Source organism: Streptomyces sp. SM18 (genome assembly GCF_002910775.2).
GTDB classification, from domain to species: domain Bacteria; phylum Actinomycetota; class Actinomycetes; order Streptomycetales; family Streptomycetaceae; genus Streptomyces; species Streptomyces halstedii.
On sequence record NZ_CP029342.1, the window covers coordinates 130,241 to 155,192 of the forward strand.

Annotated in this window: 22 protein-coding genes; 13 read left to right on the top strand and 9 right to left on the bottom strand. The window is 74.5% G+C overall.

The features are described 5' to 3' along the window. The 4 genes from nrfD to B9S64_RS00590 all read right to left on the bottom strand — a co-directional run bounded on the left by nrfD (window position 1) and on the right by B9S64_RS00590 (window position 6,223). Window positions 1–921, bottom strand: a complete 921-nt coding sequence (gene nrfD / locus B9S64_RS00575) for an NrfD/PsrC family molybdoenzyme membrane anchor subunit (protein ID WP_109491928.1) — start codon at window positions 919–921, stop codon at window positions 1–3. Then, window positions 918–1,829, bottom strand: a complete 912-nt coding sequence (locus tag B9S64_RS00580) for a 4Fe-4S dicluster domain-containing protein (RefSeq protein WP_103489418.1) — start codon at window positions 1,827–1,829, stop codon at window positions 918–920. The genes nrfD and B9S64_RS00580 overlap by 4 nt, the downstream gene beginning before the upstream one ends. Continuing rightward, on the bottom strand, window positions 1,826–5,098 hold the full coding sequence (fdh, locus tag B9S64_RS00585) for a formate dehydrogenase (RefSeq protein WP_103489417.1): 3,273 nt from the start codon (window positions 5,096–5,098) through the stop codon (window positions 1,826–1,828). Before fdh ends, B9S64_RS00580 begins: the two co-directional genes overlap by 4 nt. A gap of 159 nt (window positions 5,099–5,257) precedes the next feature. Next, window positions 5,258–6,223, bottom strand: coding sequence for an LLM class F420-dependent oxidoreductase (locus B9S64_RS00590; protein ID WP_103489416.1), 966 nt, complete (start codon window positions 6,221–6,223; stop codon window positions 5,258–5,260). Window positions 6,224–6,311: 88 nt separating this feature from the next. Between B9S64_RS00590 and B9S64_RS00595 the strand changes: the two genes are divergently transcribed. Beyond that, window positions 6,312–6,644 (top strand): DUF6479 family protein, encoded by a 333-nt coding sequence (locus B9S64_RS00595; protein WP_093528168.1) that lies wholly within the window; start codon window positions 6,312–6,314, stop codon window positions 6,642–6,644. Between the two features lie 205 nt (window positions 6,645–6,849). Next, a complete protein-coding gene (locus tag B9S64_RS00600) occupies window positions 6,850–7,650 on the top strand; it encodes a VOC family protein (RefSeq protein WP_103489415.1) in 801 nt (266 codons plus the stop codon). 37 nt (window positions 7,651–7,687) lie between these two features. On the opposite strand, the gene B9S64_RS00605 is transcribed toward B9S64_RS00600, so the two are convergent. Further along, on the bottom strand, window positions 7,688–8,185 hold the full coding sequence (locus B9S64_RS00605; RefSeq protein ID WP_103489414.1) for a GNAT family N-acetyltransferase: 498 nt from the start codon (window positions 8,183–8,185) through the stop codon (window positions 7,688–7,690). A 61-nt stretch (window positions 8,186–8,246) separates the two neighbouring features. Further along, complete coding sequence (locus B9S64_RS00610) at window positions 8,247–8,645, bottom strand: DUF1992 domain-containing protein (protein ID WP_103489413.1); 399 nt, start codon at window positions 8,643–8,645, stop codon at window positions 8,247–8,249. Window positions 8,646–8,865: 220 nt separating this feature from the next. Between B9S64_RS00610 and B9S64_RS00615 the strand changes: the two genes are divergently transcribed. Both B9S64_RS00615 and B9S64_RS00620 read left to right on the top strand, forming a co-directional pair. Then, window positions 8,866–9,465, top strand: coding sequence for a hypothetical protein (locus B9S64_RS00615; protein ID WP_103489412.1), 600 nt, complete (start codon window positions 8,866–8,868; stop codon window positions 9,463–9,465). Further along, window positions 9,462–9,992, top strand: a complete 531-nt coding sequence (locus tag B9S64_RS00620) for a hypothetical protein (RefSeq protein ID WP_103489411.1) — start codon at window positions 9,462–9,464, stop codon at window positions 9,990–9,992. Before B9S64_RS00615 ends, B9S64_RS00620 begins: the two co-directional genes overlap by 4 nt. A gap of 69 nt (window positions 9,993–10,061) precedes the next feature. Here the strand turns inward: B9S64_RS00620 and B9S64_RS00625 are convergent, their stop codons facing one another. Together B9S64_RS00625 and B9S64_RS00630 are read right to left on the bottom strand one after the other, a co-directional pair. Further along, window positions 10,062–10,859, bottom strand: a complete 798-nt coding sequence (locus B9S64_RS00625; RefSeq protein ID WP_103489410.1) for a tyrosine-protein phosphatase — start codon at window positions 10,857–10,859, stop codon at window positions 10,062–10,064. Window positions 10,860–10,957: 98 nt separating this feature from the next. Continuing rightward, the gene (locus tag B9S64_RS00630; protein ID WP_030627499.1) at window positions 10,958–11,452 is read right to left on the bottom strand and encodes an SHOCT domain-containing protein; all 495 of its coding nucleotides are present in this window, start codon (window positions 11,450–11,452) and stop codon (window positions 10,958–10,960) included. Window positions 11,453–11,976: 524 nt separating this feature from the next. Here B9S64_RS00630 and rho point away from each other — a divergent pair. Continuing rightward, window positions 11,977–13,116, top strand: a complete 1,140-nt coding sequence (gene rho, locus B9S64_RS00635; RefSeq protein WP_103489409.1) for a transcription termination factor Rho — start codon at window positions 11,977–11,979, stop codon at window positions 13,114–13,116. Window positions 13,117–13,151: 35 nt separating this feature from the next. Here the strand turns inward: rho and pgm are convergent, their stop codons facing one another. After that, window positions 13,152–14,798 (bottom strand): phosphoglucomutase (alpha-D-glucose-1,6-bisphosphate-dependent), encoded by a 1,647-nt coding sequence (gene pgm, locus B9S64_RS00640; protein WP_103489408.1) that lies wholly within the window; start codon window positions 14,796–14,798, stop codon window positions 13,152–13,154. Between the two features lie 618 nt (window positions 14,799–15,416). On the opposite strand from pgm, the gene B9S64_RS00645 reads away from it, so the two are divergent. From B9S64_RS00645 to B9S64_RS00680, 8 genes are read left to right on the top strand one after another with little or no spacing between them, the layout of a single operon-like run. Beyond that, the gene (locus B9S64_RS00645; protein ID WP_103505241.1) at window positions 15,417–16,592 is read left to right on the top strand and encodes a glycosyltransferase; all 1,176 of its coding nucleotides are present in this window, start codon (window positions 15,417–15,419) and stop codon (window positions 16,590–16,592) included. Further along, window positions 16,589–18,088: an exopolysaccharide biosynthesis polyprenyl glycosylphosphotransferase gene (locus tag B9S64_RS00650; protein ID WP_109491929.1), complete on the top strand. Its 1,500-nt coding sequence runs from the start codon at window positions 16,589–16,591 to the stop codon at window positions 18,086–18,088. The genes B9S64_RS00645 and B9S64_RS00650 overlap by 4 nt, the downstream gene beginning before the upstream one ends. A 3-nt stretch (window positions 18,089–18,091) precedes the next feature. Continuing rightward, a complete protein-coding gene (locus tag B9S64_RS00655) occupies window positions 18,092–19,477 on the top strand; it encodes an O-antigen ligase (protein WP_103489717.1) in 1,386 nt (461 codons plus the stop codon). Then, the gene (locus B9S64_RS00660; RefSeq protein WP_375153023.1) at window positions 19,474–21,093 is read left to right on the top strand and encodes a lipid II flippase MurJ; all 1,620 of its coding nucleotides are present in this window, start codon (window positions 19,474–19,476) and stop codon (window positions 21,091–21,093) included. The genes B9S64_RS00655 and B9S64_RS00660 overlap by 4 nt, the downstream gene beginning before the upstream one ends. Further along, window positions 21,083–21,856, top strand: a complete 774-nt coding sequence (locus B9S64_RS00665; protein WP_103488660.1) for a polysaccharide deacetylase family protein — start codon at window positions 21,083–21,085, stop codon at window positions 21,854–21,856. Before B9S64_RS00660 ends, B9S64_RS00665 begins: the two co-directional genes overlap by 11 nt. Beyond that, window positions 21,853–23,067: a glycosyltransferase gene (locus tag B9S64_RS00670; RefSeq protein WP_103505065.1), complete on the top strand. Its 1,215-nt coding sequence runs from the start codon at window positions 21,853–21,855 to the stop codon at window positions 23,065–23,067. The genes B9S64_RS00665 and B9S64_RS00670 overlap by 4 nt, the downstream gene beginning before the upstream one ends. After that, window positions 23,064–23,741: a YveK family protein gene (locus tag B9S64_RS00675; RefSeq protein WP_103492757.1), complete on the top strand. Its 678-nt coding sequence runs from the start codon at window positions 23,064–23,066 to the stop codon at window positions 23,739–23,741. The genes B9S64_RS00670 and B9S64_RS00675 overlap by 4 nt, the downstream gene beginning before the upstream one ends. Further along, a complete protein-coding gene (locus B9S64_RS00680; RefSeq protein WP_103492758.1) occupies window positions 23,738–24,901 on the top strand; it encodes a GNAT family N-acetyltransferase in 1,164 nt (387 codons plus the stop codon). The genes B9S64_RS00675 and B9S64_RS00680 overlap by 4 nt, the downstream gene beginning before the upstream one ends. The last annotated feature ends 51 nt before the right edge of the window (window positions 24,902–24,952 follow it).

Sequence of the window (24,952 nt, forward strand, 5' to 3'; positions counted from 1 at the left end):
TCACTGGGCGAGCGTGGCGCGTCGTCGTTCGAGGGCCTCGCGCTGCGGGCCGACGGTGTGGGCGGGGTCCTCGGCGGAGGCGATCCCGGCGGCGAAGACCCCGAACCGGGTGCAGGCGGAGCCGGCGAGCAGGGCCAGGCCCGCGGCGGCCGCGGCCGGCCGGCTCCGGTGGCCGAACAGCACGGCCCCGGCGGTCCCGGCCGCGGTGAGGGTACGGGCGGCCCGCATCAGCGTCCCGGCCCGGCCCTCGCGGTAGGTGACCGCGACGGAGCCGAGGCGGCGTTCGGCCGCCCGGAAGGCGGTGTCCTCGGCGACGGCCGCGAACACCGCCGCGTACCGGGCCGGGGCGTTCTCGCGCGGGGGCCCGGTGAGCAGCGCCATGCCCGAGGCCGCGGCGGTGGCCGACGCGGCGAAGAGGTAGGGCAGTTCACGGTGCGCCCCGTGCCAGGCGGGTACGGCGGTGTCGGCGGCCAGCACCGCGGTGTAGGTCGCCAGCGCGGGTCCGAGCAGGGCGGCGGCCGCGGTGGCGGCGGCGCCGGTCCTGGGCAGCCGCCCGGTGACGGAGGTGAGGGCGGCCGCTCCGGCGGCGGGGCCGTAGGCGGAGAGCAGCCAGGAGCCCATGCTCATCGGGGAGGTGGGCTTGAAGACACGCAGCATGTGGGGGAAGCGTGAGGGGCGGCCGAGGTCGTGGACGAGGGCGGCGGCGGAGAGGCCGACGGCGGCCAGCGAGGAGACCTTCAGCGCTCGCGCCGTGGTGGTGCGCCCGGTCAGCTGGGCGCCGGCGGCCAGGACGGATCCGGCGCCCGCGAGCCCGCCGAGGAAGAAGTATCCGGCGATGTCCTGGGCCGACCAGGCGGGTGCCTTGATGACCGGCCGGCCGTAGTAGGAGTCGGTCCGGGCGGCGGGCGGGCCGGGAGTCATCGGCGTCCCTTCGGTCGGGTGAGCGCGGGGAGCGCGAAGGACAGGGCGGCGCCGCCGGCGAGCGACAGCGCGGCCATGCCCGCGTGGCGCCACATGGTGCCCAGGTCGCGGGTGGTGACGACGGGGTCCGGGGGCAGCCCGTAGACCTCGGGTTCGTCCAGGAGCAGGAAGAACGCGCCGTCCCCGCCGACCCCGTTGTCCGGTTCGTGTCCGTAGAGCCGGGCCTCGGCGACCCCGGCCTCGTGGAGCTGGTCCACGCGCAGGGCGGCGCGCTCGCGCAGTTCGTCGAGCGGGCCGAACTGGATGGATTCGGTGGGGCAGGCCTTGGCGCAGGCGGGTTCCTGTCCGGCGCCGAGCCGGTCGTAGCAGAGCGTGCACTTGAAGGCCCGGCCGTCCGTGGGGCGTTGCTCGATGACCCCGTACGGGCAGGCGGGGACGCAGACGCCGCAGCCGTTGCAGATGTCCTCCTGCACGACGACGGTGCCGAACTCGGTGCGGAAGAGCGATCCGGTGGGGCAGACGTCCAGGCAGGCGGCGTGCGTGCAGTGCTTGCACACGTCGGAGGACATCAGCCACCGCATGCCGGAGTCCTCCGCCGCGCCGTCCCCGCCACGGGTGTCCGGTTCGACGAGCGGCAGCCGGGTACGGCCGGCCGGCACCGGCTGTTCGATGAAGGCGACGTGCCGCCAGGTGGAGGCGCCGAGCCCGCCGGTGTTGTCGTACGACATGCCGGTGAGGGCCATCCCGTCCTCGGGGACGGCGTTCCACTCCTTGCAGGCGACCTCGCAGGCCTTGCAGCCGATGCAGACGGAGGTGTCGGTGAAGAAGCCGACGCGCGGCGGGGCGTCCTGGTGTCCCGCGTCCCGTGCCGGGTCGGGCTCGGTGCCGCTCAACAGGTTGTCCCTCACGTCGCCTCCTGCGTTCCGGTCGTCTCCGTGATGCCCGCCCGGCCGCGGTACTCCGCGACGAGTTCGGGGAGCGCGGGTCCCCGGGGCCTGCGGCCGGGGCGGATGTCGGCGGTGAGCGCCTTGTCCTCCTGGATCAGGGCGTTGGGGTCGAGCGCGATGGCGACCAGTTCGTTCGCCGCGTCGCCGGTGGAGACGCCGTTGGGCCCCCAGTGGAAGGGCAGGCCGATCTGGTGCACGGTCCGGCCGTGGACGGTGAGCGGGGTGATCCGGCCGGTGACCATCACCCGGGCCTCGACGGCGTTGCGGGCGGTGACGATCGTGGCCCAGCCGCCGTGCTCCAGGCCGCGTTCGGCGGCGAGCTGCGGGGACACCTCGCAGAAGAACTCCGGCTGGAGTTCGGACAGGTAGGGGGACCACCGGCTCATGCCGCCCGCGGTGAAGTGCTCGGTGAGCCGGTGGGTGGTGACGATGTACGGGTAGACGCCGGCACCGGGCTCGTCGCCGCTCGGGTGGTAGCGGTTGCCCTCGCGCGGGTGCAGCCGCCGTACCGGCGACCGGGGGCGCGAGGGGTGGAGGGCGTTGCCGAACGGGGAGTCCTGCGGCTCGTAGTGGGTGGGCAGCGGCCCGTCCTCCAGGCCCGCGGGGGCGTAGAGCCAGCCCTTGCCGTCCGCCTGCATGATGAACGGGTCGTCGCCGCGCAGCGCGTCGGGCCCGGTGGCGCCGGGCTCCGGTACGTGGTCGGGGGCGCGGTCGGGCACGAAGTCCGGGACGTCGTACCCGGTCCAGCGCCGTTCGGCCTCGTCCCACCAGACGTACGCCTTGCGCTCGCTCCACGGGGTGCCGTCGGGGGCGGCGGAGGCCCGGTTGTAGAGGATGCGCCGGTTGGCGGGCCAGGCCCACGCCCACTCGGAGGCGACCCAGTCCTGTTCGGTGTGGGGCTTACGGCGGGCGGCCTGGTTGACGCCGTCCGCGTACACCCCGCAGTAGATCCAGCAGCCGCACCGGGTGGAGCCGTCGTCCTTCAGCTCGGTGTACGCGGAGAGGGGCGCGCCGTCCGGGCCGTGGCCGTTGATCTCGGCCAGGACGGAGGTGGCGACGGGTTCCTCCAGCGGGCCTTCGACGGGGTAGTCCCAGGTGAGGTCCCGTACGGCGTCGTCCATCGGGTCGGTGGACGAGGCGAGGCGTTCCTTGACGCGGCGCCCCAGGTGGTACATGAACCACAGGTCGCTGCGCGCGTCGCCCTGGGGTTCGACCGCGGCGTGGTGCCACTGGAGCCAGCGGTTGGTGTTGGTGAAGGAGCCGGACTTCTCGGTGTGCGAGGCCGCGGGGAAGAAGAAGACCTCGGTGCCGATGTCCTGGGTGCGCATCTCGCCGGTCTCGGTCTCCGGGCCGTCCCGCCACCAGGTCGCGGACTCGATGAGCGAGAAGTCACGGACCACCAGCCATTCCAGCCGCGCCATGCCGAGCCGCTGGAGCCGTGCGTTCGCGGAGCCGACGGCCGGGTTCTCGCCCATCAGGAAGTAGCCCTTGCACGAGCCGTCGAGCTGGGCCATGACCGTCTCGTAGGTGCCGTGGGAACCGGTGAGGCGGGGCAGGTGGTCGAAGCAGAAGTCGTTCTCGGCCGTGGCCGCGTCCCCGTAGTAGGCCTTGAGCAGGCTGACGAAGTACGCGCGCATGTCGCCCCAGAAGCCCTTGGCCGTGCGGCTCGCGCGGATGAACGCGTCCAGGTCCTCGTGGGCGTGCGCGTGCGGCATCGGGAGGTAGCCGGGCAGCAGGTTGAACAGGGTGGGGATGTCGCTGGAGCCCTGGATGGAGGCGTGGCCGCGCAGGGCCTGGATGCCGCCGCCGGGCCGCCCGATGTTGCCCAGCAGGAGCTGGAGGACGCTCGCTGCGCGGATGCACTGGGAGCCGGTGGAGTGCTGGGTCCAGCCCACCGCGTAGGCGAAGGCGCTGGTACGGTCGGGGCCGGAGTTCGATGTCAGTGCGTCGCAGACCTCCAGGAACGCCTCGCGTCCGATCCCGCAGATCTTTTCGACCATCTCGGGGGTGTAGCGGGCGTAGTGGCGCTTGAGGATCTGGTAGACGCACCGGGGGTCCCGCAGCGTCTCGTCGCGCGGGGGCCGTGCCCCGGTCTGCGCGCCGCCGGACCCGTGGGTCTCCGACTCGGCCGCGTCGTGGACGCGTTCGTGGTCCTCGGCGCTCCCGGTGCGGCGCGCGTACAGCTCGTCGACGTCTCCCGAGGGGGCCTGGACCTCGGTGTCGCGGTACTGCCAGGTCTCGGTGTCGTAGTGGCGGCGCTCCTCGTCGAATCCGGAGAAGATCCCGTCGAGGTCCTCGGTGTCCTGGAAGGCGTCGCCGACCAGCGTGGCGGCGTTGGTGTAGGCGAGGACGTACTCGCGGAAGTCCTTCTCCTCGGTGAGAACGTGGTTGATGATGCCGCCGAGGAAGGCGATGTCGCTGCCGGCCCGGATCGGCACGTACTGGTCGGACAGTGCACTCGTGCGGGTGAAGCGCGGATCCACATGGATGATGCGGGCGCCCCGGGCCTTCGCCTCCATCACCCACTGGAAGCCGACCGGGTGGGCCTCGGCGAAGTTCGAGCCCTGGATGACGATGCAGTCCGCGTGCTGGAGGTCCTGCATGAAGGTGGTCGCGCCGCCCCGGCCGAACGACGTTCCCAGGCCCGCGACGGTGGAGCTGTGGCAGACCCGTGCCTGGTTCTCCACCTGGACGATGCCGAGCCCGGTGAAGAGCTTCTTGATGAGGTAGTTCTCCTCGTTGTCGAGGGTGGCTCCGCCGAGGCTGGCGATGCCCATGGTGCGTGCGGTCCGTACCCCTTCGTGCGCCCACTCCCAGGTCCGGCGCCGTGTCTCCACGACTCGGTCGGCGACCATGTCCATGGCCGTCTCCAGGTCGAGGGGCTCCCAGTCGGTGCCGTACGGGCGCCGGTACAGCACCTGGTGGCGGCGGGCGGAGCCGGTGGTCAGCTGGAGGGTCGCCGATCCCTTGGGGCACAGCCGTCCGCGGCTGACGGGAGAGTCCGGGTCGCCCTCGATCTGGACGACCCGGTCGTCCTTGACGTACACCTGCTGACCGCAGCCGACCGCGCAGTAGGGGCAGACGGACTTGACGACGCGGTCCGCCGTGGCGGTGCGCGGACGCAGTTCCTCGGTGGCGGGTGACATCGCGGCCCGGCCTCTGCCGAGGGGGTCGTCGCCGGTCAGCTGGCGGTAGGCGGGCCAGCGGCCGAGCAGATCGTGCACTCCCATCGCGTTCCTCCAGCGTCCGGGGATTCACTCAAGGCTCACCCCGCGGCCGCGGGACGGCGACACGAGCGCCGTGCCCGGTGGTCTGCCGGGTTCCCGGTGTGCCGCCTGCCCGCCCGACGCGGACAGAACGTGGACGGTGGGGGGCCGGGCCCTGTCGGTCTAGAGCTCGCGCAGCGCGGGCAGGAGCGTCTTCCGCGCCCAGTCGATGAAGGGCCGCTGGTGGGAGCCGCCGATCTGGACGAGCGCGACCTCGGTGAAGCCGGCGTCGCGGTAGGGGCGCACGGCCTCCACGAACGCGTCGACGTCGGAGCCGCAGGGGATCGCGTCGGCGATGTCGTCCGTGCGCACGAACCGGGTCGCCTGGTCGAAGGCGGCCGGGCCGGGCAGTTCGGAGTTGACCTTCCAGCCGCCCAGCGTCCAGCGGAACTGGTCGTGGGCGCGGGCGATCGCCGCGTCCCGGTCGGGGTCGTAGCAGACGGGCACCTGTCCCACGCGGGGTTTGCCGGTGCCGCCGTGCCGGTCGAACGCGCTGAGCAGCTCGCTCTTGGGCTCGGTCGCGATGACCAGGTCGGCCAGCCGGCCCGCGAGTGCGCCGGAGCGTTCCCCGGAGACCGCGATGCCGATGGGCACGCGCTGCTCGGGCAGGTCCCAGAGCGTGGCGTTCTCCACGTCGAAGTAGGTGCCGTGGTGGTTGACACAGTCCCCGTCGAACAGCGCGCGGATGATGCCGACGGCCTCTTCGAGCATGTCCAGCCGGACGTGGGCGGCGGGCCATCCGGCGCCCACGACGTGCTCGTTGAGGCTCTCGCCGGATCCGAGCCCGAGCCGGAAGCGGCCCTCGGCGAGCAGTTGGAGCGTCGCCGCCTTCTGGGCCACCACCGCCGGGTGGTAGCGGGTGGTCGGGCAGGTCACGTACGTCATCAGGGGGATCCTGGATGTGGCCTGCGCCGCGGCTCCCAGGACCGACCAGGCGTAAGGGGCGTGTCCCTGGGAAGCCAGCCAGGGGAAGTAGTGGTCGGAGGTGACGGAGAAGTCGAAGCCGGCGTCCTCCGCGGCGACCACGTCCCCGACGAGCTCACGGGGGCCTGCCTGCTCAGTCATCATCGTGTAGCCGATTTGAACCATATGAAACGTATTTACTGTTAGATCGCCATAAAACATGAATTCATGTCAATGGCTGCCTGCGTCGGCATCCCTGGGGTATGCGGCATGCATGGACGTAACGAATGGAGCAAGGGACACGCTCGCCGCGACGCTCGCCGACGGGCGGGGCGCGGTGGGTGTGGTCGTCGGCGTCATCGGGATCGCCGTGGTGTTCCTGCTGATCGGTGCCTTCTGGTGGGGCATGCGGCGGCGGGACAGGGAATCGCGGCCACCGCGCCCGGACGAGCAGCCGAGGAGGCCGGACCACCGCACGGAGATCCGGGAGAACGACATGCACGGACCGGACCACTTTCCCGAGGACGGCCGGGCGATGACCCCGTACGAGCTGAGCGACCACGGCAACGAGGTGATCCCGCCGGAGGACGAGCCCCGGCGCGACTGATCCGCCGCCGCCGTCCGGAGGGAGGCGGGGCGGTGCCCGGCCCGGTGCCGTGGCCGCGGGCCGGGCACTTCTTCCCGGACGTCACCAGCGCCCCGCCGCCGGGCACCGCGTCCGCGTGTTGCGGGAGCGGCCGGGGCGCACCACGCTGGTTCTGGCCCCGCGGCACCGAAGAAGTCAGGCCGCAGAACCGATAGGCAGTGGGACCATGACCCCAACCGAACCGGCACCGCTGACCGGCGCCTCCGCCCCCTGCTGGGTGCACCTGGTCACCCGGGAGCTGGCTGCCGCGCAGCGCTTCTACGGCGCGGTGCTCGGCTGGACGTTCCGCCGGGGGGCGATGGGCGAGGACTTCGTCATGGCACGCTCCGACGGTGTTCCGGTGGCGGGGATCGGCGCGGTCGCCTCGGACTTCCACGTGGCCGTCGCCTGGACGCCCTACTTCTCGGTGCGGAACGCGGACGTGGCGTCCGACCGTATCCGTGAGCGCAGCGGCACCGTGGCGGTGGGTCCGCTGGCGCTGGGGCAGGGACGTGCCGTGCTGGCCGCCGACCGGGACGGGGCGTCGTTCGGCGTCTGGGAGTGGACGGGCCGGGCGGCCACACTGGCCCCCACGGGCAACCGGGCGCACGCCTGGCTCCGGCTGCGGACCCGGGACGCCTTCGAGGCGGCGATCTTCTACGGCGAGGTGCTGGACTGGGAGAGCGGCGGCTGCGAGGTCTCGTACGTGAAGGAGGAGGTGCTCGTGCGCTGCGACGGCCGTCCACTGGCCCGGATCAGTTCGGGGGCCGTCGAGGCCGCGCCGGACCCGATGGTGCGCCCGCACTGGCAGGTGCAGTTCCCGGTGGAGGACGTGACGGCGACGGTGCGCGAGGCGGAGGGGCACGGGGGCAGGCTGCTGGAGCGGCGCGCCGTGCCGTACGGCACCGAGGCGACGCTGAGCGACCCGGACGGCGGGCACTTCACCGTGACCGATGTGCGGAGTCCGGTCGGCTCGGACGAGGACTGAGCGGGGTCCGGGTGGCCCGGGTGCCGGTCAGGGGGTCTCAGGCGCTCTCGACGGGGAGGGTGAGTTCCGGCCGGTCCCACATGACGGCGGGCGGCCTGGCCGCGACCGTACCGGTGCGCTCGGCGCCCATACGGAGGTAGAAGCCCTCGGACGGGGGGTGCGAGACCACCCGCACCCGGTCCAGGCCCGCCCTGCGCGCCTCGTCCCGCAGGTGGGCGGTGAGCAGGCGCCCGATGCCGAGACCCTGCGCGTCGTCGGCGACGAACATCAGGTCCACCTCGGGCGGGTCGAGGACCAGCGCGTAGAAGCCGAGCACCCGGCCGCCGGTGTCCTCGGCGGCGAAGACGCGGTGCGCCTCGATGTAGTCCGGGCCGACCCGGTAGCCGGCGACCATCGGCGCGTAGGGGCCCTCGTAGGCGCGGGACGCGGTGACCAGGCGGGTGAGCCGCCTGGCGTCACGGGCGGCGGCCCGCCTGATCCGGATCCCGCGCGGGCGGGCGGAGGGCACGGGCCGGTACGTCTTGCTCGATCCCATACGCCGAGTATCGCGCACCCGGGCACACCCCAGGTCAGGGGGCTGCCGGGGGCGTAGCGTCTCAGCCCCGCGCGGCGCGCCACTCCCGCACGACGGCCTCGACGTCCAGCGGCCCGATGGTCAGCGGCGGGCCCTCCGGGGGTCTGCGCAGCGCCTCGCGGATCCGTTCGTTCATCTCGGTCAGGACGCGCCGCGCCTCGGCCTCGGACCTGGCCCCCAGGGCCTCGTCGCGGGCGTCCTCGGCCTCCTTGCGCAGGGCCAGGGAGGGCGGGAGGACGGACACGCCCTCGCGCTCCAGCTTGGCCCTGATCCACCAGTTCTCGTCGTAGGGCCGTTCGAGGCCGGGAAGCGGCTTGCCGAAGCCGGGCAGCCGGGAGAAGTCCCCGCGCTGTTCCGCCTCGCGGATCTGCTTGTCCACCCATGACTCGAAGCTGACACCGGCGGGTTTGCGTTCGGTCACGGTGAGCCCCTCTTGGAACCGGTCCCGCGGGCAGCGGGGATTCCGCCGTCCTCGTCCACCCCACGATACGGACCGGCCGCCGGGCTTGAACACGGTTGAGCGGGTACACGACAGCATGCGCAGCGCCCGGCCGGGACCGTCGGCCGGGTCAGGGACGAAAGGGGTTGAGGAGTGTGGCACAGCACGACGTGCCGGCCGCCGGCCGACAGGAGCGTCCGTCATGACGACCACCGTGGTGATCATCGTCGCCGTCGTCCTGGTGGGGGCGGCACTCTGCTTCCTGCTGGTCCGCGGCCGGCCGGGCGGCGGAGGCAACCTGCGGCGCCGGTTCGGGCCGGAGTACGAGCACACGGTCGCCGAGCACGGCGGGGACACCGAGGCCGCCGAGCGGGAGCTCGCCGAGCGGGTGAAGCTGCACGGCTCGCTGCACGAGCGGCCCCTCTCCCCCGAGGCCCGCGAGGGCTACGCCGCCCGCTGGGCGGTGGTGCGGGAGACCTTCGTCGACTCGCCCAGGGAGGCCGTCCTGGAGGCCGACGCGCTGCTGGCGCGGCTGGCCCGTGACCGGGGATTCCCGGACGGGGACCGCTTCGAGGAGCAGACCGCCGCCCTCTCGGTGCACCACGCCGGGGAGATCGGCGGCTACCGCAAGGTGCACACGGCGGCGCACGACCGGAGCGACACGGAGGAGATGCGCACGGCGCTGACCGAGGCGCGGGCGCTGTTCGACGTGCTGCTCGGGGACACACCGGCCGAGCCCGCACGGCCGGGCCGGCACCGGACGGGGAAGACGCACGGGACCGAGGGAAGGACCACCGCATGACCTACGACACCGAACGCACCGGCCCGCCCGCCACCGAGGCCCCCGGGCCCGCACCGGAGCACGGGGCGGCGCGGGCGACGGACACGGACGGCTTCGACCGGGACGTCCCGCCCGCCCCGCGCACCGCTCCGGTCGCTCCGGCGGACAGGCACGCCACCGGTGCCGTTCCCGGCGACCGGCACCCGGCCCCGGCCGCCCCGGCCGCCCCGGCCCGGGAACAGGCCGCCTCCCGTACCGGCGGTGGCCAGCCCGGCCACGAACCCCTGATACCGGAGCGGGAACGGGACGCGTCGGCACTGCGGATGCGCCAAGCGGTCAGCGACTTCGTCGAGGACCCGCGCCACGCGGTCGAGGAGGCCGACCGTGCCTTCGACAGCATCGTGGCCGACCTGACCGAGGCGCTCGACGCGCGCAGGCAGGCCCTGCGCGCGAGCTGGCAGGGCCCGGAATCCGAGGCCCGTACCGAGGAGTTGCGGGTGGCCCTCCAGCACTACCGGGACGCCGGGGAGCGGCTCCTGCGGATCTGAGCGGCCCCGGGACGTACGCGGCCCGGCGCGTGGTCCCGCGCGGACCCCGCCCCGGGCCGTTCCCGGCTGTCAGGCCGTGACCGCCAGGTCGGCGCGCAGTCGTTCCACGACGGTCTGCGGGACTCTCAGTCCGTTGCGCAGATAGCCGTCGAGGCCGCCCCACCGTTCGTTCATGGCGTCCAGCGCGGCGTCGAGGTAGCGGGGGCGGACCTCGATGATCGCCGTCGCGATGTCCGGATCGCCGCCCGCCTCCAGATAGCGGCGCACCTGCGCGCCGAAGGCCCGCCGCGCCATCCGGTTCACGGCCAGGAACTCCGCCCGTACGACCTCGCGGGAGGCTCCCGCCATCATCAGCAGCAGGGCCGTGGCCCATCCGGTGCGGTCCTTGCCGGTCGCGCAGTGGAAGAGCAGCGGCCGGGCCCGGGGGTCGGCCGCCGTCTCCAGGAACGCCCGGTAGGCGGCCGCCGCCCCGGGGGCGAGGACCATCGTGCGGTAGGTCTGTGCGAACAGCCCCTCCGCCTTGCCGCCGCCGAGCGCGGCGGCGGCCGCCTCCAGATCGCACAGCAGCGTCTTGAGACGGCCCTGGAGCACACCGGGGTGGTCGCCGAACACATCGGCGACGAAGAGCCGGGCGCCCCGGGGCAGCCGGTCGGGCGCCCACGCGCGTTCCTCGGCGGTGCGCAGGTCGACGACGGTCCGGAGGCCGAGCGCGGACACCGCGATGTCGTGCTCCGCGTCGAAGTCGCTCAGCTGGCCCGACCGCAGGAGGATCCCCTGGCGCAGGCGGCGGCCGCGTCCCAGGGCGATACCGCCCAGGTCGCGCAGGTTGACGACGGTGGAGGCCGGGACGGCCCGGGCGGTCTGCACGATGAACTGCCTCTTTCCCGACGGCCTGCACAGGTCAGGGACAACGTCGCATGGGACGAGGAAATCGACAAAAGGAAGCTCGGGCTGCCACGCGTACGTCAGTCGGCGAGGATCCTGGTCTTCTGCGCCGAGAACTCGGCGTCGGTCAGCGCGCCCTGCTCCCTGAGCGACGCGAGCCGTTCGAGCAGCGTGATGACGTCGTCCTCGCCGTCCACCGGGACGCGCTCGTGCGCCACCAGGCGGCCGCCGGCCGAGCGGACCGCCTCGGTCAGGGGCACCGACCAGAGGTCCTCCCAGACGATCAGCGCGGCGGAGCTGCCGGCCGGCAGCTCGTCCAGGGCACGGACCTTCCTGAGGTCGGGTCCCGGGGACTCCTCCGCGCCCGGTGGCTCGAACGCCACGAGCCCGTCGGGGTCGATCTCTCTCAGCTCCACGAGTTCGAGCGTCCCGTCCTGGTCCGTCCGGGCGAACGCGAGGTCGAGGATCCGCACCGCCCGCGCGGAGAGCGCTTCGGTGAGGACGGGCGCGATCGTGTCGGCGAACCGGCTGCCCGGAAAGGTGACGACGAGGTATTCCACGGGTCCCAGGGGCACGGCGCGTCCTTTCAGCTGCGGTGCTGGATCGCCAGCAGCATATCTTCGGGTATGGGATGACGCATGGTGAAACTTCCTGCCGAAGGGTGAGAATCTCCCCCGTGATCCCCGTCCCGTTCACCTGACCGTCCGGCCGGAGGGGCCCGCCACAGGGGAGCCGCGGAGTCACCGCCGCAGCAGCCGTCCGGAGCGACCACTGCCGTAACTCACCGCACATAGAGGCGAGTTGACGCCCTTTCGGCCGGAGGGGCGGCGGTCCGGTCCAGGGCGTGCGGGCGGAGGTCTTCCCCTGTCCGGTCACGCGTGGTACCGTCCGAACAGCGGTGCATGTGTGTACGCCCCTTCATCGGGCGCCGATGCCGCTTCCTCTTTCTCCCGCTGTCGCCGCCGTTCTCGTGACGTGCGGCGGTCCAGCTCTTCCTCCCTCCGGCTCCGGGGCATGTCGCCCGTCGTACGAGGTGTGAACGCACCACCTCGCCTTCGCCGGGCCTCCCGTTCGCCATGTCCGCGAAAGGAACCACTCCATGACCAGCACACTCGAACGCCCCGTCGCCCAGCAGGGGCGCCCCGTCCGTGCCGTCGGTGTCCTCGACACCGGCGCCGGCGGACACGGCGTCCTGCGTACCGCCGGAGGCCATCCGTCCTCCGGCGACGTCCAGGTGTCCTCGGCCCTCGTCCGGCAGCACGGGCTGCGCCGGGGCGACCTCGTCGAGGGCGGCTGCGACCGTCCGCGCGCCCTGGCCCGCGTCGACACGGTCAACGGCCTCACCGCGCACGACCTGCGGGGCAGGCCCCATTTCCGCGACCTCACCCCGGTGCACCCCCGTGAGCGGCTGCGCCTGGAGACACCGGGCGGCCCGGCGGCCACCCGGGTCGTCGACCTGGTGTCCCCCGTCGGCAAGGGGCAGCGCGGGCTGATCGTCGCACCGCCGAGGACCGGCAAGACGGTCCTCCTGCAACAGCTCGCCGCGGCCGTCGCGGCCAACCACCCGGAGTGCCGTCTGATGGTGGTCCTCCTGGACGAACGCCCCGAGGAGGTCACGGACATGCGCCGTTCCGTGCGGGGCGAGGTCTACTCCTCCACGTTCGACCGGCCCGCCAAGGAGCACATCGCGCTCGCCGGCCTGGCGGTCGAACGGGCGAAACGGCTCGTGGAGGGCGGCCAGGACGTGGTGATCCTCCTCGACTCGCTCACCCGGCTGTGCCGGGCCCACAACAACAGCGCCGCGTCCGGCGGACGCACCCTGAGCGGCGGGGTGGACGCGTCGGCCCTCCTCGGCCCCAAGCAGCTCTTCGGCGCCGCCCGCACGGCCGAGGAGGGCGGGTCGCTGACGATCCTGGCGACCGCGCTGGTGGAGACCGGATCCCGTGCCGACGACTACTTCTTCGAAGAGCTCAAGGGCACCGGCAACATGGAGCTCCGCCTCGACCGCGCGCTGGCGGAGCGGCGGGTCTTCCCGGCCGTGGACATCGCCGCTTCCGGCACCCGGCGCGAGGAACTCCTGTTGTCGGCGGGCGAGTTGACGGGCGTACGGGCGCTGCGCCGCGCCCTGCGCCACCGGGAGGGCCGGGCCGCGCCCGAGGCGCTGCTGGAGTCGCTCCGCCGGACGCCGGACAACGCCGCCTTCCTGCGGCAGCTCCGGCACGCCGTGCCCGGTGCTTGACGTCGGCGCCGCCCGGTGTGTCCCGTACGCCCGGCTCAGCCGTCGGTGCCCAGGGCCTGGGAGACCAGGGTTCGGGCCTCGTCCTGGACTTCGGCCAGGTGTCCGGCGCCCTGGAAGCTCTCCGCGTAGACCTTGTACACGTCCTCCGTGCCGGAGGGGCGGGCCGCGAACCAGGCGCTGTCGGTGCAGACCTTGAGGCCGCCGATGGGCGCGCCGTTGCCGGGGGCCTCGGTGAGCACCGCGGTGACCGGCTCTCCGGCCAGCGTGCCGGCGGTGACCTGGTCCGGGGAGAGCCGGGCCAGCACGGCCTTCTCCTCGCGGGTCGCGGGGGCGTCGACGCGGGCGTAGGCGGGGTCGCCGAAGCGGGCGGTGAGTTCGCGGTAGTGCTGGGACGGCGTGGAGCCGGTGACGGCGGTGATCTCGGCGGCCAGCAGCGCGAGGAGGATGCCGTCCTTGTCGGTGGTCCACACCCGGCCGTCGCGGCGCAGGAACGACGCCCCGGCGGACTCCTCTCCCCCGAAGCCGAGGGTGCCGCCGAACAGTCCGTCGACGAACCACTTGAACCCGACGGGAACCTCCACCAGGCGGCGTCCGAGGTCGGCCGCGACCCGGTCGATCATGGAGGAGGAGACGAGGGTCTTCCCGATTCCGGTGCCGGCGGGCCAGTCGGGGCGGTGCGAGTAGAGGTAGCGGATCGCGACGGCCAGGTAGTGGTTGGGGTTCATCAGCCCGCCGTCGGGGGTGACGATGCCGTGCCGGTCGGCGTCGGCGTCGTTGCCGGTGGCCAGGGTGTACGCGTCGCGCCGCTCGATGAGCGAGGCCATGGCGTGCGGTGAGGAGCAGTCCATCCTGATCCTGCCGTCCCAGTCCAGCGTCATGAACCGCCAGGTCGGGTCGGCGAGCGGGTTGACCACCGTGAGGTCGAGGCGGTGGCGTTCGGCGATCCGGCCCCAGTAGGCGACCGAGGCTCCGCCGAGCGGGTCGGCGCCGATGCGGATCCCCGCGTCCCGTACGGCGTCCAGGTCCAGGACGGACGGCAGGTCGTCGACGTACGCGGTCAGGAAGTCGTACCGCCGTGTGGTGCCGGCCGCCAGCGCCCGTGCGTAGGGGATGCGCCGGACCTCCTTGAGCCCGCCCTCGATCAGGGCGTTGGCGCGGTCCTGGATCCAGGAGGTGGCGTCCGAACCGGCCGGGCCGCCGTGCGGCGGGTTGTACTTGAAGCCGCCGTCGGCGGGCGGGTTGTGCGACGGCGTGACGACGATGCCGTCGGCGAGGCCGCTGTCGCGGTCCCGGTTGTGGGTGAGGATCGCGTGCGAGACGGCCGGGGTGGGGGTGTAGCCGTCGTCGGTGTCGATGAGGACGGTGGCGCCGTTGGCGGCGAGCACCTCCAGGGCGGTGACCCGGGCGGGCTCGGACAGCGCGTGGGTGTCGGCGCCGAGGAACAGCGGCCCGTCGGTGCCCTGCCGGATCCGGTAGTCGCAGATGGCCTGGGTGGTGGCGGCGATGTGGTCCTCGTTGAAGGCCGCCGCCAGGGCCGAGCCGCGGTGTCCTGAGGTGCCGAAGGCGACCCGTTGGTCCGCCTCGGCGGGATCGGGGTGGAGGCTGTAGTAGGCCGTCACCAGCCGTGCCACGTCCACCAGGTCTCCGGGCTGCGCCGGCTGACCGGCCCGTTCGTGAACCATCGCTTCTCCTTGGGTCTTCGTCGGCCGGCCCGGCCGCCGGGCCGCCACGGGGCGGACGATCATCACGAGTTGTACCCGATCCCGCCCGTCCGATCGCGCGCGAGGGCCGTCGGCCGGGCCCCCGCAGTACATCCCGGGCGCGGTACGGGCGTGGGCCGTTTCCCGCTGCGCGGCCGGTTCACGACGGCCCCACGCGGCGGGCGGCGCGGGCGGCGGGGCGCGTGTCACCAGTGGTCCGGCGCGAAAAGGCGAAAGGCGTGCCGTGTCAACTCCCGGGCGGATGAACGGCACTTCCGTGGCGCCGGACGGGCCGTTCCGGAATTCGGCGCGGAGTTACCGGACACGGAGCGGGCGAAACACGTAGGGCCTTTCATGATGCGGCACCGGCCCGCACGGACGGTGTCACCCGGAGCTGACACGCCGCACCCTTTCCGAAACGGCCGCCACCTGCGGCGGACGACGTAATTCAGACGGTCTGTTGAGCGAGTCATACGTGTATTCATCCGCACGGTCTGCCACAGTGCACCTCGTTTTCACCCGTTGATCTACGCCTCCGTATTCCTTGCCGCCGTCCTTTATCCGATACCTCTTCGGGGGCATGTGAGAAGAGAGCCGTGCGTGCTGCGAAAGAGTTCCACCGAAGAAAGCCGCCTGACGGTCCTTCACCTGGTCCAGCCGGTGGAGGGCGGGGTCGCACGGGTCGTCACCGATCTCGTCGCCGCCCAGGTCCGGGCGGGGCTGCGGCCGGTGGTGGCGTGCCCGCCCGGCGGGGGGCTGGCCGAGGGCGCGGCCGAGGCGGGTGCCCGGGTGTGGGCCTGGCCCGCCGAGCGTGTCCCCGGACCGCGGCTCGCCCGGGAGGTCGCCGCGGCGGGACGGCTGGTCCGGGTGTGCGCGCCCGATGTGATCCACGCCCACAGCGCCAAGGCGGGACTCGCCGGGCGGCTGGCGGTCCGGGGCCGGATCCCGACGGTGTTCCAGCCGCACGCCTGGTCGTTCGAGGCCCTGGAGGGGCGCGCCGCGGGGCTGGCGGAGGCGTGGGAGCGGTTCGGCGCGCGGTGGAGCGACCGCATCCTCTGCGTCAGCGAGTCGGAGCGGCACGCGGGGCAGCGGGCGGGCATCGCGGCCCGGTGGTCGGTGATCCACAACGGGGTCGATCTCGGCCGCTTCCGTCCGGCCCCCGGGGACGCCATGCGGTCGGCGCGGGCCTCCCTGCCGCTGCTCGCGGACGTCCCGCCCGGGGCCCCGCTCGCCGTGTGCGTCGGACGGCTGAGCCGGCAGAAGGGGCAGGACGTCCTGCTGAGCGCCTGGCGGCGGGTGCGTGTCCCGGGGGCGCGGCTGGTCCTGGTCGGCGAGGGCCCGCGCGGCGGCGAACTGCGGCGCGGGGCGCCCGACGGGGTGCTGTTCGCCGGGGCGGCCCGGGACGTGCGGCCGTGGATCCACGCCGCGGACGTCCTGGTGCTGCCGTCCCGTTGGGAGGGGATGGCGCTGGCTCCCCTCGAAGCCATGGCCTGCGGACGGCCCGTACTCCTGTCCGACGTCAACGGCGCCCGGGAGAGCCTGCCCCCGGGCCACCTCCCCCACTGCCTCGTACCGCCCGAGGACCCGGCCGCGCTCGCGTCGGCGCTCACCGCCCTGCTGGGCGACGCCGGGCTGCGGGCCGAACTGGGCTCGGCGGCGGGGGCGCACGCCCGGTCGGTCTTCGATCTGACCAGGACCTCCGGCGCGGTCCTGCGCCTGTACCAGGAGCTTGTCGGCCAGTCCCGCCCCACGACGAGGAAGCGCACCGAGCGATGACGACGGAGAGTGCACCGATGACCCGGGCCGCCCAGGCGGCCCCCGTGCGCGGTACGGCTTCCGTACGCCCGCCACGGGACGGCGGCGGGGCCGAGGAGCTGCCACGGGCGCGGCAGGGCGGCGCGGGGCGGGTGTTCCCGGTGGGGCTCCTGGCCGCGGACGCCGTGGCGGTGGGCGCCGGTGCGGTCCTGGTGGCGCACGCCTCCCCGCCGTGGCCGGTGTGGGTGGTGGCCCTCCTGCTCCCGCAGGTGGCCGCCCAGGTGGTGCTGCACGCCTGCCGGGGGCTGTACCGGGGCGGGCTGTCCCCGTCGGCTCCCGCGGAGCTTCCCGCGCTGCTCGCCACCGCGCTCGTGCAGTGGTGCGTCACCGTCCAGGTGCTGGCCGCGTGCGCCCCCGCCTGGGGCCTGGGCTGGACGGCGCCGCTCTGCGCGGTCGGCGTCCAGGTGCCGCTCGCGTGCGGCGGGCGTGCGGTGGTGTACCGGGTGCGGCGGCGGGCGGCGGCCCGTGCGCCTCTGTCCGCCCTGGTGATCGGTGACGGGCGGGCCGCCGACCGGGTCACCGCGGTGCTCCAGGAGCGCGCGGAGTACGGGATGCGGCCGGTGGGCCGGGTGGGCCGGACGGCCGCGCCCGAGGACGGCGGCCTCGCGTCCCCGGCCGACGGGGCACCGCTGCCCGTGCTCGCCACGGCGCAGGACGTCGGCCGGGCGGTCATCCAGAACGCCGTGCGGCACGCGGTGTTCACCGCAGCGCCGGAGTCGGTGCCCGACGGCACCGCCCTGTTCGAGCTGTTCGTGCGGCACGGCTGCCGGGTGTGGCTGATCACCGACCGGGGCGGGCCCGCCGTCCGGGACGCCCCGGCGCGGGACCACGCGTGGGGGTTCGCCGCCGAGACGCTGCGCGACGCCCCGCACCATCCGGTCGCCTACCGGGCGAAGCGGGCCATGGACGCCGCTCTGGCGTCCGTCGCCCTGGTGGCCGCCGCTCCGTTGCTGGTGGGCTGCGCCCTGGCCGTACGCGTCTGCGACGGTCCCGGTGTCCTCTTCCGGCAGGAGCGCGTCGGCCGCTACGGGCGGCCGTTCGTGCTGCTGAAGTTCCGCACGCTGCGGCCGGCCGACGCTCACGAGGCCGCCACCCGGTGGAACGTGGCCTCCGACCACCGGATGAGCCGGGCCGGCCGGTTCCTGCGCCGGACCTCGCTGGACGAGCTGCCGCAGTTGTGGAACGTCCTGCGCGGGGACATGAGCCTGGTCGGCCCCCGCCCCGAACGCCCCTACTTCGTCCAGCAGTTCAGCCGGATCCATCCCGGCTACCGGGCGCGCCACCGGATGCCCGTCGGCATCACGGGGCTGGCCCAGGTGCACGGGCTGCGCGGGGACACCTCGATCGAGGACCGGGTCCGCTTCGACAACCGGTACATCGAGACGTGGTCGCTCTGGCAGGACGTGTGCGTGCTGGCGCGGACGGCGGGCTCGGTGTTCCGGCTGGGGGGCAGCTGAACCGTGACCCTCACCGCCTTCGAGACGACCCCGACCGCCCTCCCCCGCACGGCGCCGGCCGCGTCCGCCGCCGGGCAACCCGACCGGGACGCCCCGCGCGGCCGGTGGCCGCTGCTGCCGCTGGTCGCGGCGGTGCTGCTGCCGGCCGTACCGGCCGACGCCGTGGCGGCCTGGACCGGGTACGCCCTGCCCCTGGCCGACCTGGCCTCGGGCGTGGCGGTGCTGGTCTGCGTGGGGGTGCTGCTGTTCGGGCGGCGGCGCCCGCTGACCCCGGCCGCCGCGCTCGTCCTCGCCCTGCCCGTGGTGGGACTGGCGGTGGCCACGGTCACGGCCACGGACCCGGTCGCGGCGCTGCCGGGGTTCGCGCGGTATCTGCAGATCTTCGTCCTGGTGCCGGCCGCGGTGCTGCTGCTGGTCCGCGACGCGGCGGACTTCCGCGTCGTCACCGGCGCGCTCGTGCTGTCGGCGCTCGTCCAGGGGGTGACGGGGGTGCACCAGTACGCCACCGGCACCGGCGCCTCGTACATGGGCGAGGACATCCGGGCGGTCGGCACCTTCGGGCCCGAGGACGTGATGGGCATGGCGACCGTCGTCGGCTACGGGCTGCTCGCGGCCGGGGCGTACGCGTTCCGCCCCGCCGCCGGGCGGCCCGGATGGTGGGTGCCGTGCGCCCTGGGGGTGACGGCCGCGCTGGTGGTGCCCCTCACGCTCTCCTTCAGCCGGGGGGCGTGGATCGCGACGGCGGCGGGCGGCGCCGTGATGATCGCGGCCACCGGGGCGCGGCAGGCCCTGCGCACCTTCGCCGTACTCGCCGCGTGCGCGGTCGTGCTGGTCGGCGGCTTCGGCGTCGGGTCCCAGATGCTCTCGCAGCGGCTCACCAGCATCACCCAGGTGACGAGCGCGCCCGACCGCTCGGTCACCGACCGCTACAGCATGTGGGCGGCGGCGGCCGGGATGTGGCGGGAGCGGCCGGTGACCGGCGTCGGGCTCAAGGCCTTCCCCGCGCACCGGGACGGGCATGCCTCGATCGGGCTCTCGGCCGGCAGCGACACGGCGGGGGCCGGGCAGGAGTTCGTCAGACAACCGCTGCTGTCCCCCCACAACATGTATCTGCTGGTCCTCGGTGAGCAGGGGCTCGTCGGCTTCGTCGCGCTGGTGGGCGGCTGGGCCGCGCTCCTGGTGGGCGGCGTGTACCGGCTGGCGCGGGCACGGTCCCGCCGGGCGGCGGCCGTGGACTGCGGTCTCGCCGCCGTCGGGCTGACGGTCTGGCAGTGCGTGGACTTCCTGTACGCGGACATCGGCGGGCCCTCCACGGTGCTCACCGGTGTCGTGCTGGGCCTGGCCGCGTGGTGGGCGCTGGCCACGCCGGAGAAGGCGGCCGCCGCGTGAGCGAGACCGTCGTGGAGACCGCCGCAGCGGCGCCCGGACCGCCCACACCCGAGGTCCGGGGCAGGCCCTTCCTGGCGAGGGCGGCGGCCGGGGCCGCCGGGCTGACCGTGGTCGCCGCCCTGCTGGGGCTGGTCCGTGACCAGGCCGTGGCGCGGCTCTTCGGCGCGGGCCACGCCAGTGACGCGTTCCTGGTGGCCTGGACCGTCCCGGAGATGGCGGCCACCCTGCTGATCGAGGACGGCATGGCGCTGCTGCTGGTGCCGGCCTTCAGCCTCGCGCTGACGCGGCGTGCCTCGGCCGCGTCCCCGGGGGATCCGGTGCGGGCGCTCGTCGCGGACACCTTCCCCCGGCTGGCCGCCGCCCTGGCCTGTGCGGGGGCGCTGCTGATCGCGGGCGCGCCCTGGGTGGTGGGGGTGCTGGCGCCTGGTCTGGAGGATCCCGGGCTCGCGGTGGACTGCACGCGTCTGACGGCGGTCACCGTCCTCACCTTCGGTGTCACCGGGTACTTCAGCGCGGCGCTGCGGGCACACGGACGGTTCCTGGGACCGGCCGGGGTCTACATCGCGTACAACGCCGGCATCATCGGCATGACGCTCGCGCTGCACGCCGTGTGGGGGGTGCGGGCCGCCGCGGCGGGGGTCGCCGTGGGCAGCGTGCTGATGATCCTCACCCTGCTGCCCGGGTTCGTGACGCTGGTGCTGCGGCGGCGGGTGCGCGGGACGCCGGCCCCGGCGGGACGGGACACGGCGGCCCCCCTGCTCGGGGCCGCCGTCCTCGCGCCGGTCGTGCTCTTCGTGGTGAGCCGTCAGTCCCAGGTCTTCGTCGAGCGGTTCCTCGCCTCGTCCCTGTCGGACGGCGCGATCTCCCATCTGAACTTCGCGCAGAAGGTCGCGCAGCTGCCGATGGTGCTGTCGATGATGATCTGCACGGTGACCTTCCCCGTCGTGGCGCGGGCCATGGCCTCCGGGGACCGCGAGGGCGCCCGGCGCCGGGTCGAGCGGGACCTCGCGCTGGCGGGGACGGTCGTCCTGCTGGGCACCGCCATGGTCCTCGGGTACGCGCCGCAGATCGTCGAAGTCCTCTTCCAGCGGGGTGCCTTCGACGCGGCGGACACCACGGCGACGGCCGGGGTGATGCGCGTGTACGCGCTCGGTCTGCTGGGCCACACCCTGGTGGGCGCGCTGTGCCGGCCGTACTTCTCCTCGGGGCGGCCGACCTGGTACCCGCCGGCCGCGATGGGGGCGGGGCTGCTGGTCACGGCGGGGGCAGGGGCCGCCCTCACCGGCCGCTTCGGGGTGGACGGCATCGCGGCGGCCAACGCCCTGGGCATCAGCACCGCCGCGGTGCTGATGCTCGTGGGGCTGGGTTCGCGCGCGGTCGCCGTAAGGGTCCGCGCCGTCGCTCTCTCGCTGGCCCGCCCGGCCCTCGCGGCGGCCGCCGCCGGGGCCGCCGGCCGGCTGGCCGCCCCGGTGGTTCCGGGTCCGGCGCTGTTCGGGCTGGCGGCCGGCTGCCTGCTCGTCCCCGTGGTCTTCTTCCTCACCGCACGCGCGCTCGGGGCTCCCGACGCCGTCCATCCGCCAGCCCTCATCCGACAGAGGTTCGCCCATGGCCGCTGACACCACGCCACGCCGCGCCCGGACACGCCCCCTCCACGCCCCGCCGTCGATGCCGTGGATCCTCACCTACCACTCGGTGGCCGACCCGGCGGACGATCCGTACGGCATCACCGTCTCCGCCGACCGCCTGGACGAGCAGCTGACCTGGCTGCGCCGCCGTGGCCTCACCGGGGTGAGCGTCTCCTCGCTGCTGCGCGCCGACGCGGCCGAGCGGCGCGCCCTGGTCGGGCTGACCTTCGACGACGGGTACGCCGACTTCCTCCACGAGGCGCTTCCGGTGCTGCTCAGGCACGGCTGCACGGCGACCGTGTTCGTGCTGCCCGGCCGGCCGGGCGGGTCCAACGACTGGGACCCGCTGGGCCCGCGCCGGCCGCTGCTCACCGAGGACGGCGTCCGGGCCGTCGCCGCGGCCGGCATGGAGATCGGCTCGCACGGGCTGCGCCACCTCGACCTGACGGCACTGTCCGACGACGCGCTGCGCCGCGAGACGCACGGCAGCCGGGAGGCCCTGGAGCGTGTCACCGGGACCCTCCCGGCCGGGTTCTGCTACCCGTACGGGAAGGCCGACGCGCGGGTCCTCGCCGCGGTGCGGGACGCCGGGTACGCCTTCGGCTGCGCTCTCACGCCGGGCCCGTCGCGCGGACCGCTGGCCCTGCCCCGTACCCACGTCAGCCACGCCGACCGCGGTGCCCGCCTGCGCGCGAAGGCGGTGCGCCACCGGCTGCGCCATCCGGCCGCGCCCGTGCGAGGAGGGCGTCCATGAAGGTCCTGCACGTCATCACCGGTCTGGGTGTCGGGGGCGCCGAGCGGCAGTTGCGGCTGCTGCTGCGCCACCTGCCGGCCCGCTGCGACGTCGTCACCCTGACCAACCCGGGCGCGGTCGCCGAGGGGCTGCGCGCCGACGGGGTGCGGGTGCGGCACCTCGGGATGCGGGGCAACCGGGACCTGGCCGCCGTCCCCCGGCTCGCCCGGCTCGTCCGGCACGGCGGGTACGACCTCGTGCACACGCACCTGTACCGGGCCTGTGTCCACGGGCGGATCGCGGCCCGGCTCGCCGGAACCCCCTCGGTGGCGACGGAGCATTCGCTGGGCCGCGAGGAGATCGAGGGGCGCCCGCTCACCCGGGGGACCCGCGCGCTGTACCTGCGGACCGAGCGGCTGGGGGCGGCGACGGTCGCCGTCTCCTCCACCGTCGCCGCGAGACTGCGCGCCTGGGGAGTGCCGTCCGCGCGGATCCATACGGTGCCCAACGGCATCGACGCGCGGGCGTTCCGCTTCGACGGCGGACGGCGGCGGGCGGCACGGGCGCTGCTCGGCCTTCCCGAGGACGCCTTCGTGGTGGGCGGTGTGGGGCGGCTGGTGCCCGGCAAACGCTTCGACGCCACGGTGCGGGCCGTCGCCGCGCTGCCCGGGGCCTGGCTCCTGCTGGCGGGTGACGGGCCGGAGGCCGGTGCGCTGCGGGCGCTGGCCGGCCGGCTGGGTGTCGTGGACCGGGTCCGCTTCGCCGGGGAGTGCGGCGAGGGCGCGGCGCCGGACGTCCCGGGGGTGCTCGCGGCCATGGACGTCTTCGTCTCGGCGTCCCGGGAGGAGTCCTTCGGCCTCGCGGTCGTCGAGGCGCTGGCCGCGGGGCTGCCCGTCGTGCACGGTGCCTGCCCGGCCGTCGAGGACCTTCCCTCCGGGCAGGTCCCGCCGGGCGCGGTCCGCCTGCGCTCCCCCACCGACCCCGCCGCGGAACTGACGGCGGTGCTGCGGCGCCACCTGGCGCACGGTCCGCGCCGGCTGCCGGTGCCCCGCGCGCTGGACCGCTACGACATCCGGCTCAGCGGCCGACGGCTGATGGACGTGTACGCCCACGCCCTCGGCGGCCCGGCCCCCGCCCCCTCCGCCGCAGTCCTCCATGACCCGTACGTCCCCTCGGAGCCGTACGCCCCCTCATGTCCACCGGCCCCCTCGATCCGGAGAGCACACCGATGACCGAGTCACCCGACCAGCAGCCCTCACCCCGGCGGCCGCGCCGGTTCCGCCCCGCCTTCGTCCGGCCCGCCTGGTGGCCGCTGCCCGCCTGTGTCCTGCTGGGGACGGCCTGCGGGCTCGGCTACGGGCTGCTCACCCCGCCCCAGTACGCCGCGACCGGGTACGCCGTGGTGACCGCCGGGAAGGACATCGACCCGGCGGCGGCCCTGGGGTACGCCCAGTCGTACGGCCGGCTGGCGACCAGCGACACGACGCTCGCCTACGCCCACGGCGCCGCCGGGGAGCCCGTACGTCAACTCCGGTCCCACGTGCGGTCCGAGACCTCACCCGACTCCCCCATGATCGCGGTGACCGGCACCTCGTCCGACCCGGAACGGGCCGCCGACATCGCCAACGCGGTCACCGAGGCGCTGGTCGCGGGTGCCGGGCACGTCGCCGGGGACACCGGGGTGAAGGTGATCGCCTACGCGCACGCCGTCGCACCGGCCGACCCGGTCTCCCCGTCCGCGCCGCTCGGCACGGCGGTGGGCGCGAGCGCCGGCGGACTGCTCGGCGGGCTGGTGCTGCTGGTGCGCCCGCGCCCCGGGCGCCGGGCCGCCGTCACCGCGCAGGTGCCGGGACCCGCCCAGGCCGGCGGGGCGGCGCACACCGGCGAACGGGAGCTCGTGTCATGACCGGGGATGGCCGCGGCGTCCGGGTCACGCTCTGCCGGGACCCCCTGGAGTTCGCCGCGCTCGCCGGGCGGTGGGACGCGCTGCACCGGAGGTGTCCGACCGCCACGCCGTTCCAGAGCCACGCCTGGCTCCACTCCTGGTGGCTGTCGTACGGCACGCCGGGGCGGCTCAGGGTCGTCCTGGCGCACCGGGGGGACCGGCTCGTCGGCGCCGCTCCGCTGATGCTCACGCACCGGCCGATGCCGCTGCTGGTCCCGCTGGGCGGCGCGATCTCCGACTTCTCCGACATCCTCGTCGACGCCGAACGGGCCACAGAGGCCCTCACCGCCCTGGAGCGCGGACTGCACCGGGCCGCCGCGCACACCGTGGTGGAGCTGCGCGAGGTACGCCCCGGCGCCGCGGCCGAGTCGCTGTTCGAGGCGTGGACGGGCGCGCGCGGCCGGCTGACCGACTCGACGTGCCTGGAGCTGCCCGCCGAGCCGGTGGGGACGCTCATCGGCCGGATGCCCGGCTCGCGCGCCCAGCGCACCCGGGCCAAGCTGCGCCGGATCGACGCCCTGGGCGTCGAGTGCCGGGCCGTACCGGGGCACCGGGTGGCGGAGGCGCTCGGCACCCTGCTGCGGCTGCACGAACTCCAGTGGCGGGGGCGCGGGGTCAACCCCGAGCACCTGCGGCCCCGCTTCCACGCCCATCTGGTGCGCTCCGTCCGCCGGATGGTGCCCGACGGGCAGGCCCGCGTCCGTGAGTTCCTGCTCGACGGGGAGGTGGTGGCCGCCGATCTGGCCCTCGGCTCGGCGGGGCTCACCGGCGGCTATCTGTACGGGGTCCATCCGCGGCTCAGGGAGCGCAAGGTGGACGTGTCGGCGATGCTGCTGCGGGAACTGGCGCGGCAGGCGGCCGAGTCGGGCGGCGGGGTGCTGAGCCTGCTGCGCGGCGAGGAGGGGTACAAGGGCCACTGGGGTCCGGAGCCGGTGGTCAACCAGCGGCTGCTGCTGGCCCGTTCGTCCCTGGAGCCGCTGCTGAGGCTGCGCGCGTCGCAGGTGGCGGTGCGGGACCGGGCGGCGCGGACGGTGAAGGCGCGCTTCCCCGCCGCGCGGGACTGGCGCGACCGGCTGGGCGCGCTTCCGTCGGCCGGACTGTCGGTCATGGGCCGGAGATGACCTGGATGACGACTTTTGCTCCGATCCGTTACCGTCTGTCGACTTCCGCGT

Bases quoted from the DNA above. Each gene is read 5' to 3' on its own strand.
- nrfD (WP_109491928.1), bottom strand. From the start codon at position 921: ATGACTCCCGGCCCGCCCGCCGCCCGGACCGACTCCTACTACGGCCGG.
- fdh (WP_103489417.1), bottom strand. From the start codon at position 5,098: ATGGGAGTGCACGATCTGCTCGGCCGCTGGCCCGCCTACCGCCAGCTG.
- B9S64_RS00590 (WP_103489416.1), bottom strand. From the start codon at position 6,223: ATGGTTCAAATCGGCTACACGATGATGACTGAGCAGGCAGGCCCCCGT.
- B9S64_RS00595 (WP_093528168.1), top strand. From the start codon at position 6,312: ATGGACGTAACGAATGGAGCAAGGGACACGCTCGCCGCGACGCTCGCC.
- B9S64_RS00600 (WP_103489415.1), top strand. From the start codon at position 6,850: ATGACCCCAACCGAACCGGCACCGCTGACCGGCGCCTCCGCCCCCTGC.
- B9S64_RS00605 (WP_103489414.1), bottom strand. From the start codon at position 8,185: ATGGGATCGAGCAAGACGTACCGGCCCGTGCCCTCCGCCCGCCCGCGC.
- B9S64_RS00615 (WP_103489412.1), top strand. From the start codon at position 8,866: ATGACGACCACCGTGGTGATCATCGTCGCCGTCGTCCTGGTGGGGGCG.
- B9S64_RS00620 (WP_103489411.1), top strand. From the start codon at position 9,462: ATGACCTACGACACCGAACGCACCGGCCCGCCCGCCACCGAGGCCCCC.
- rho (WP_103489409.1), top strand. From the start codon at position 11,977: ATGACCAGCACACTCGAACGCCCCGTCGCCCAGCAGGGGCGCCCCGTC.
- pgm (WP_103489408.1), bottom strand. From the start codon at position 14,798: ATGGTTCACGAACGGGCCGGTCAGCCGGCGCAGCCCGGAGACCTGGTG.
- B9S64_RS00650 (WP_109491929.1), top strand. From the start codon at position 16,589: ATGACGACGGAGAGTGCACCGATGACCCGGGCCGCCCAGGCGGCCCCC.
- B9S64_RS00665 (WP_103488660.1), top strand. From the start codon at position 21,083: ATGGCCGCTGACACCACGCCACGCCGCGCCCGGACACGCCCCCTCCAC.
- B9S64_RS00670 (WP_103505065.1), top strand. From the start codon at position 21,853: ATGAAGGTCCTGCACGTCATCACCGGTCTGGGTGTCGGGGGCGCCGAG.
- B9S64_RS00675 (WP_103492757.1), top strand. From the start codon at position 23,064: ATGACCGAGTCACCCGACCAGCAGCCCTCACCCCGGCGGCCGCGCCGG.
- B9S64_RS00680 (WP_103492758.1), top strand. From the start codon at position 23,738: ATGACCGGGGATGGCCGCGGCGTCCGGGTCACGCTCTGCCGGGACCCC.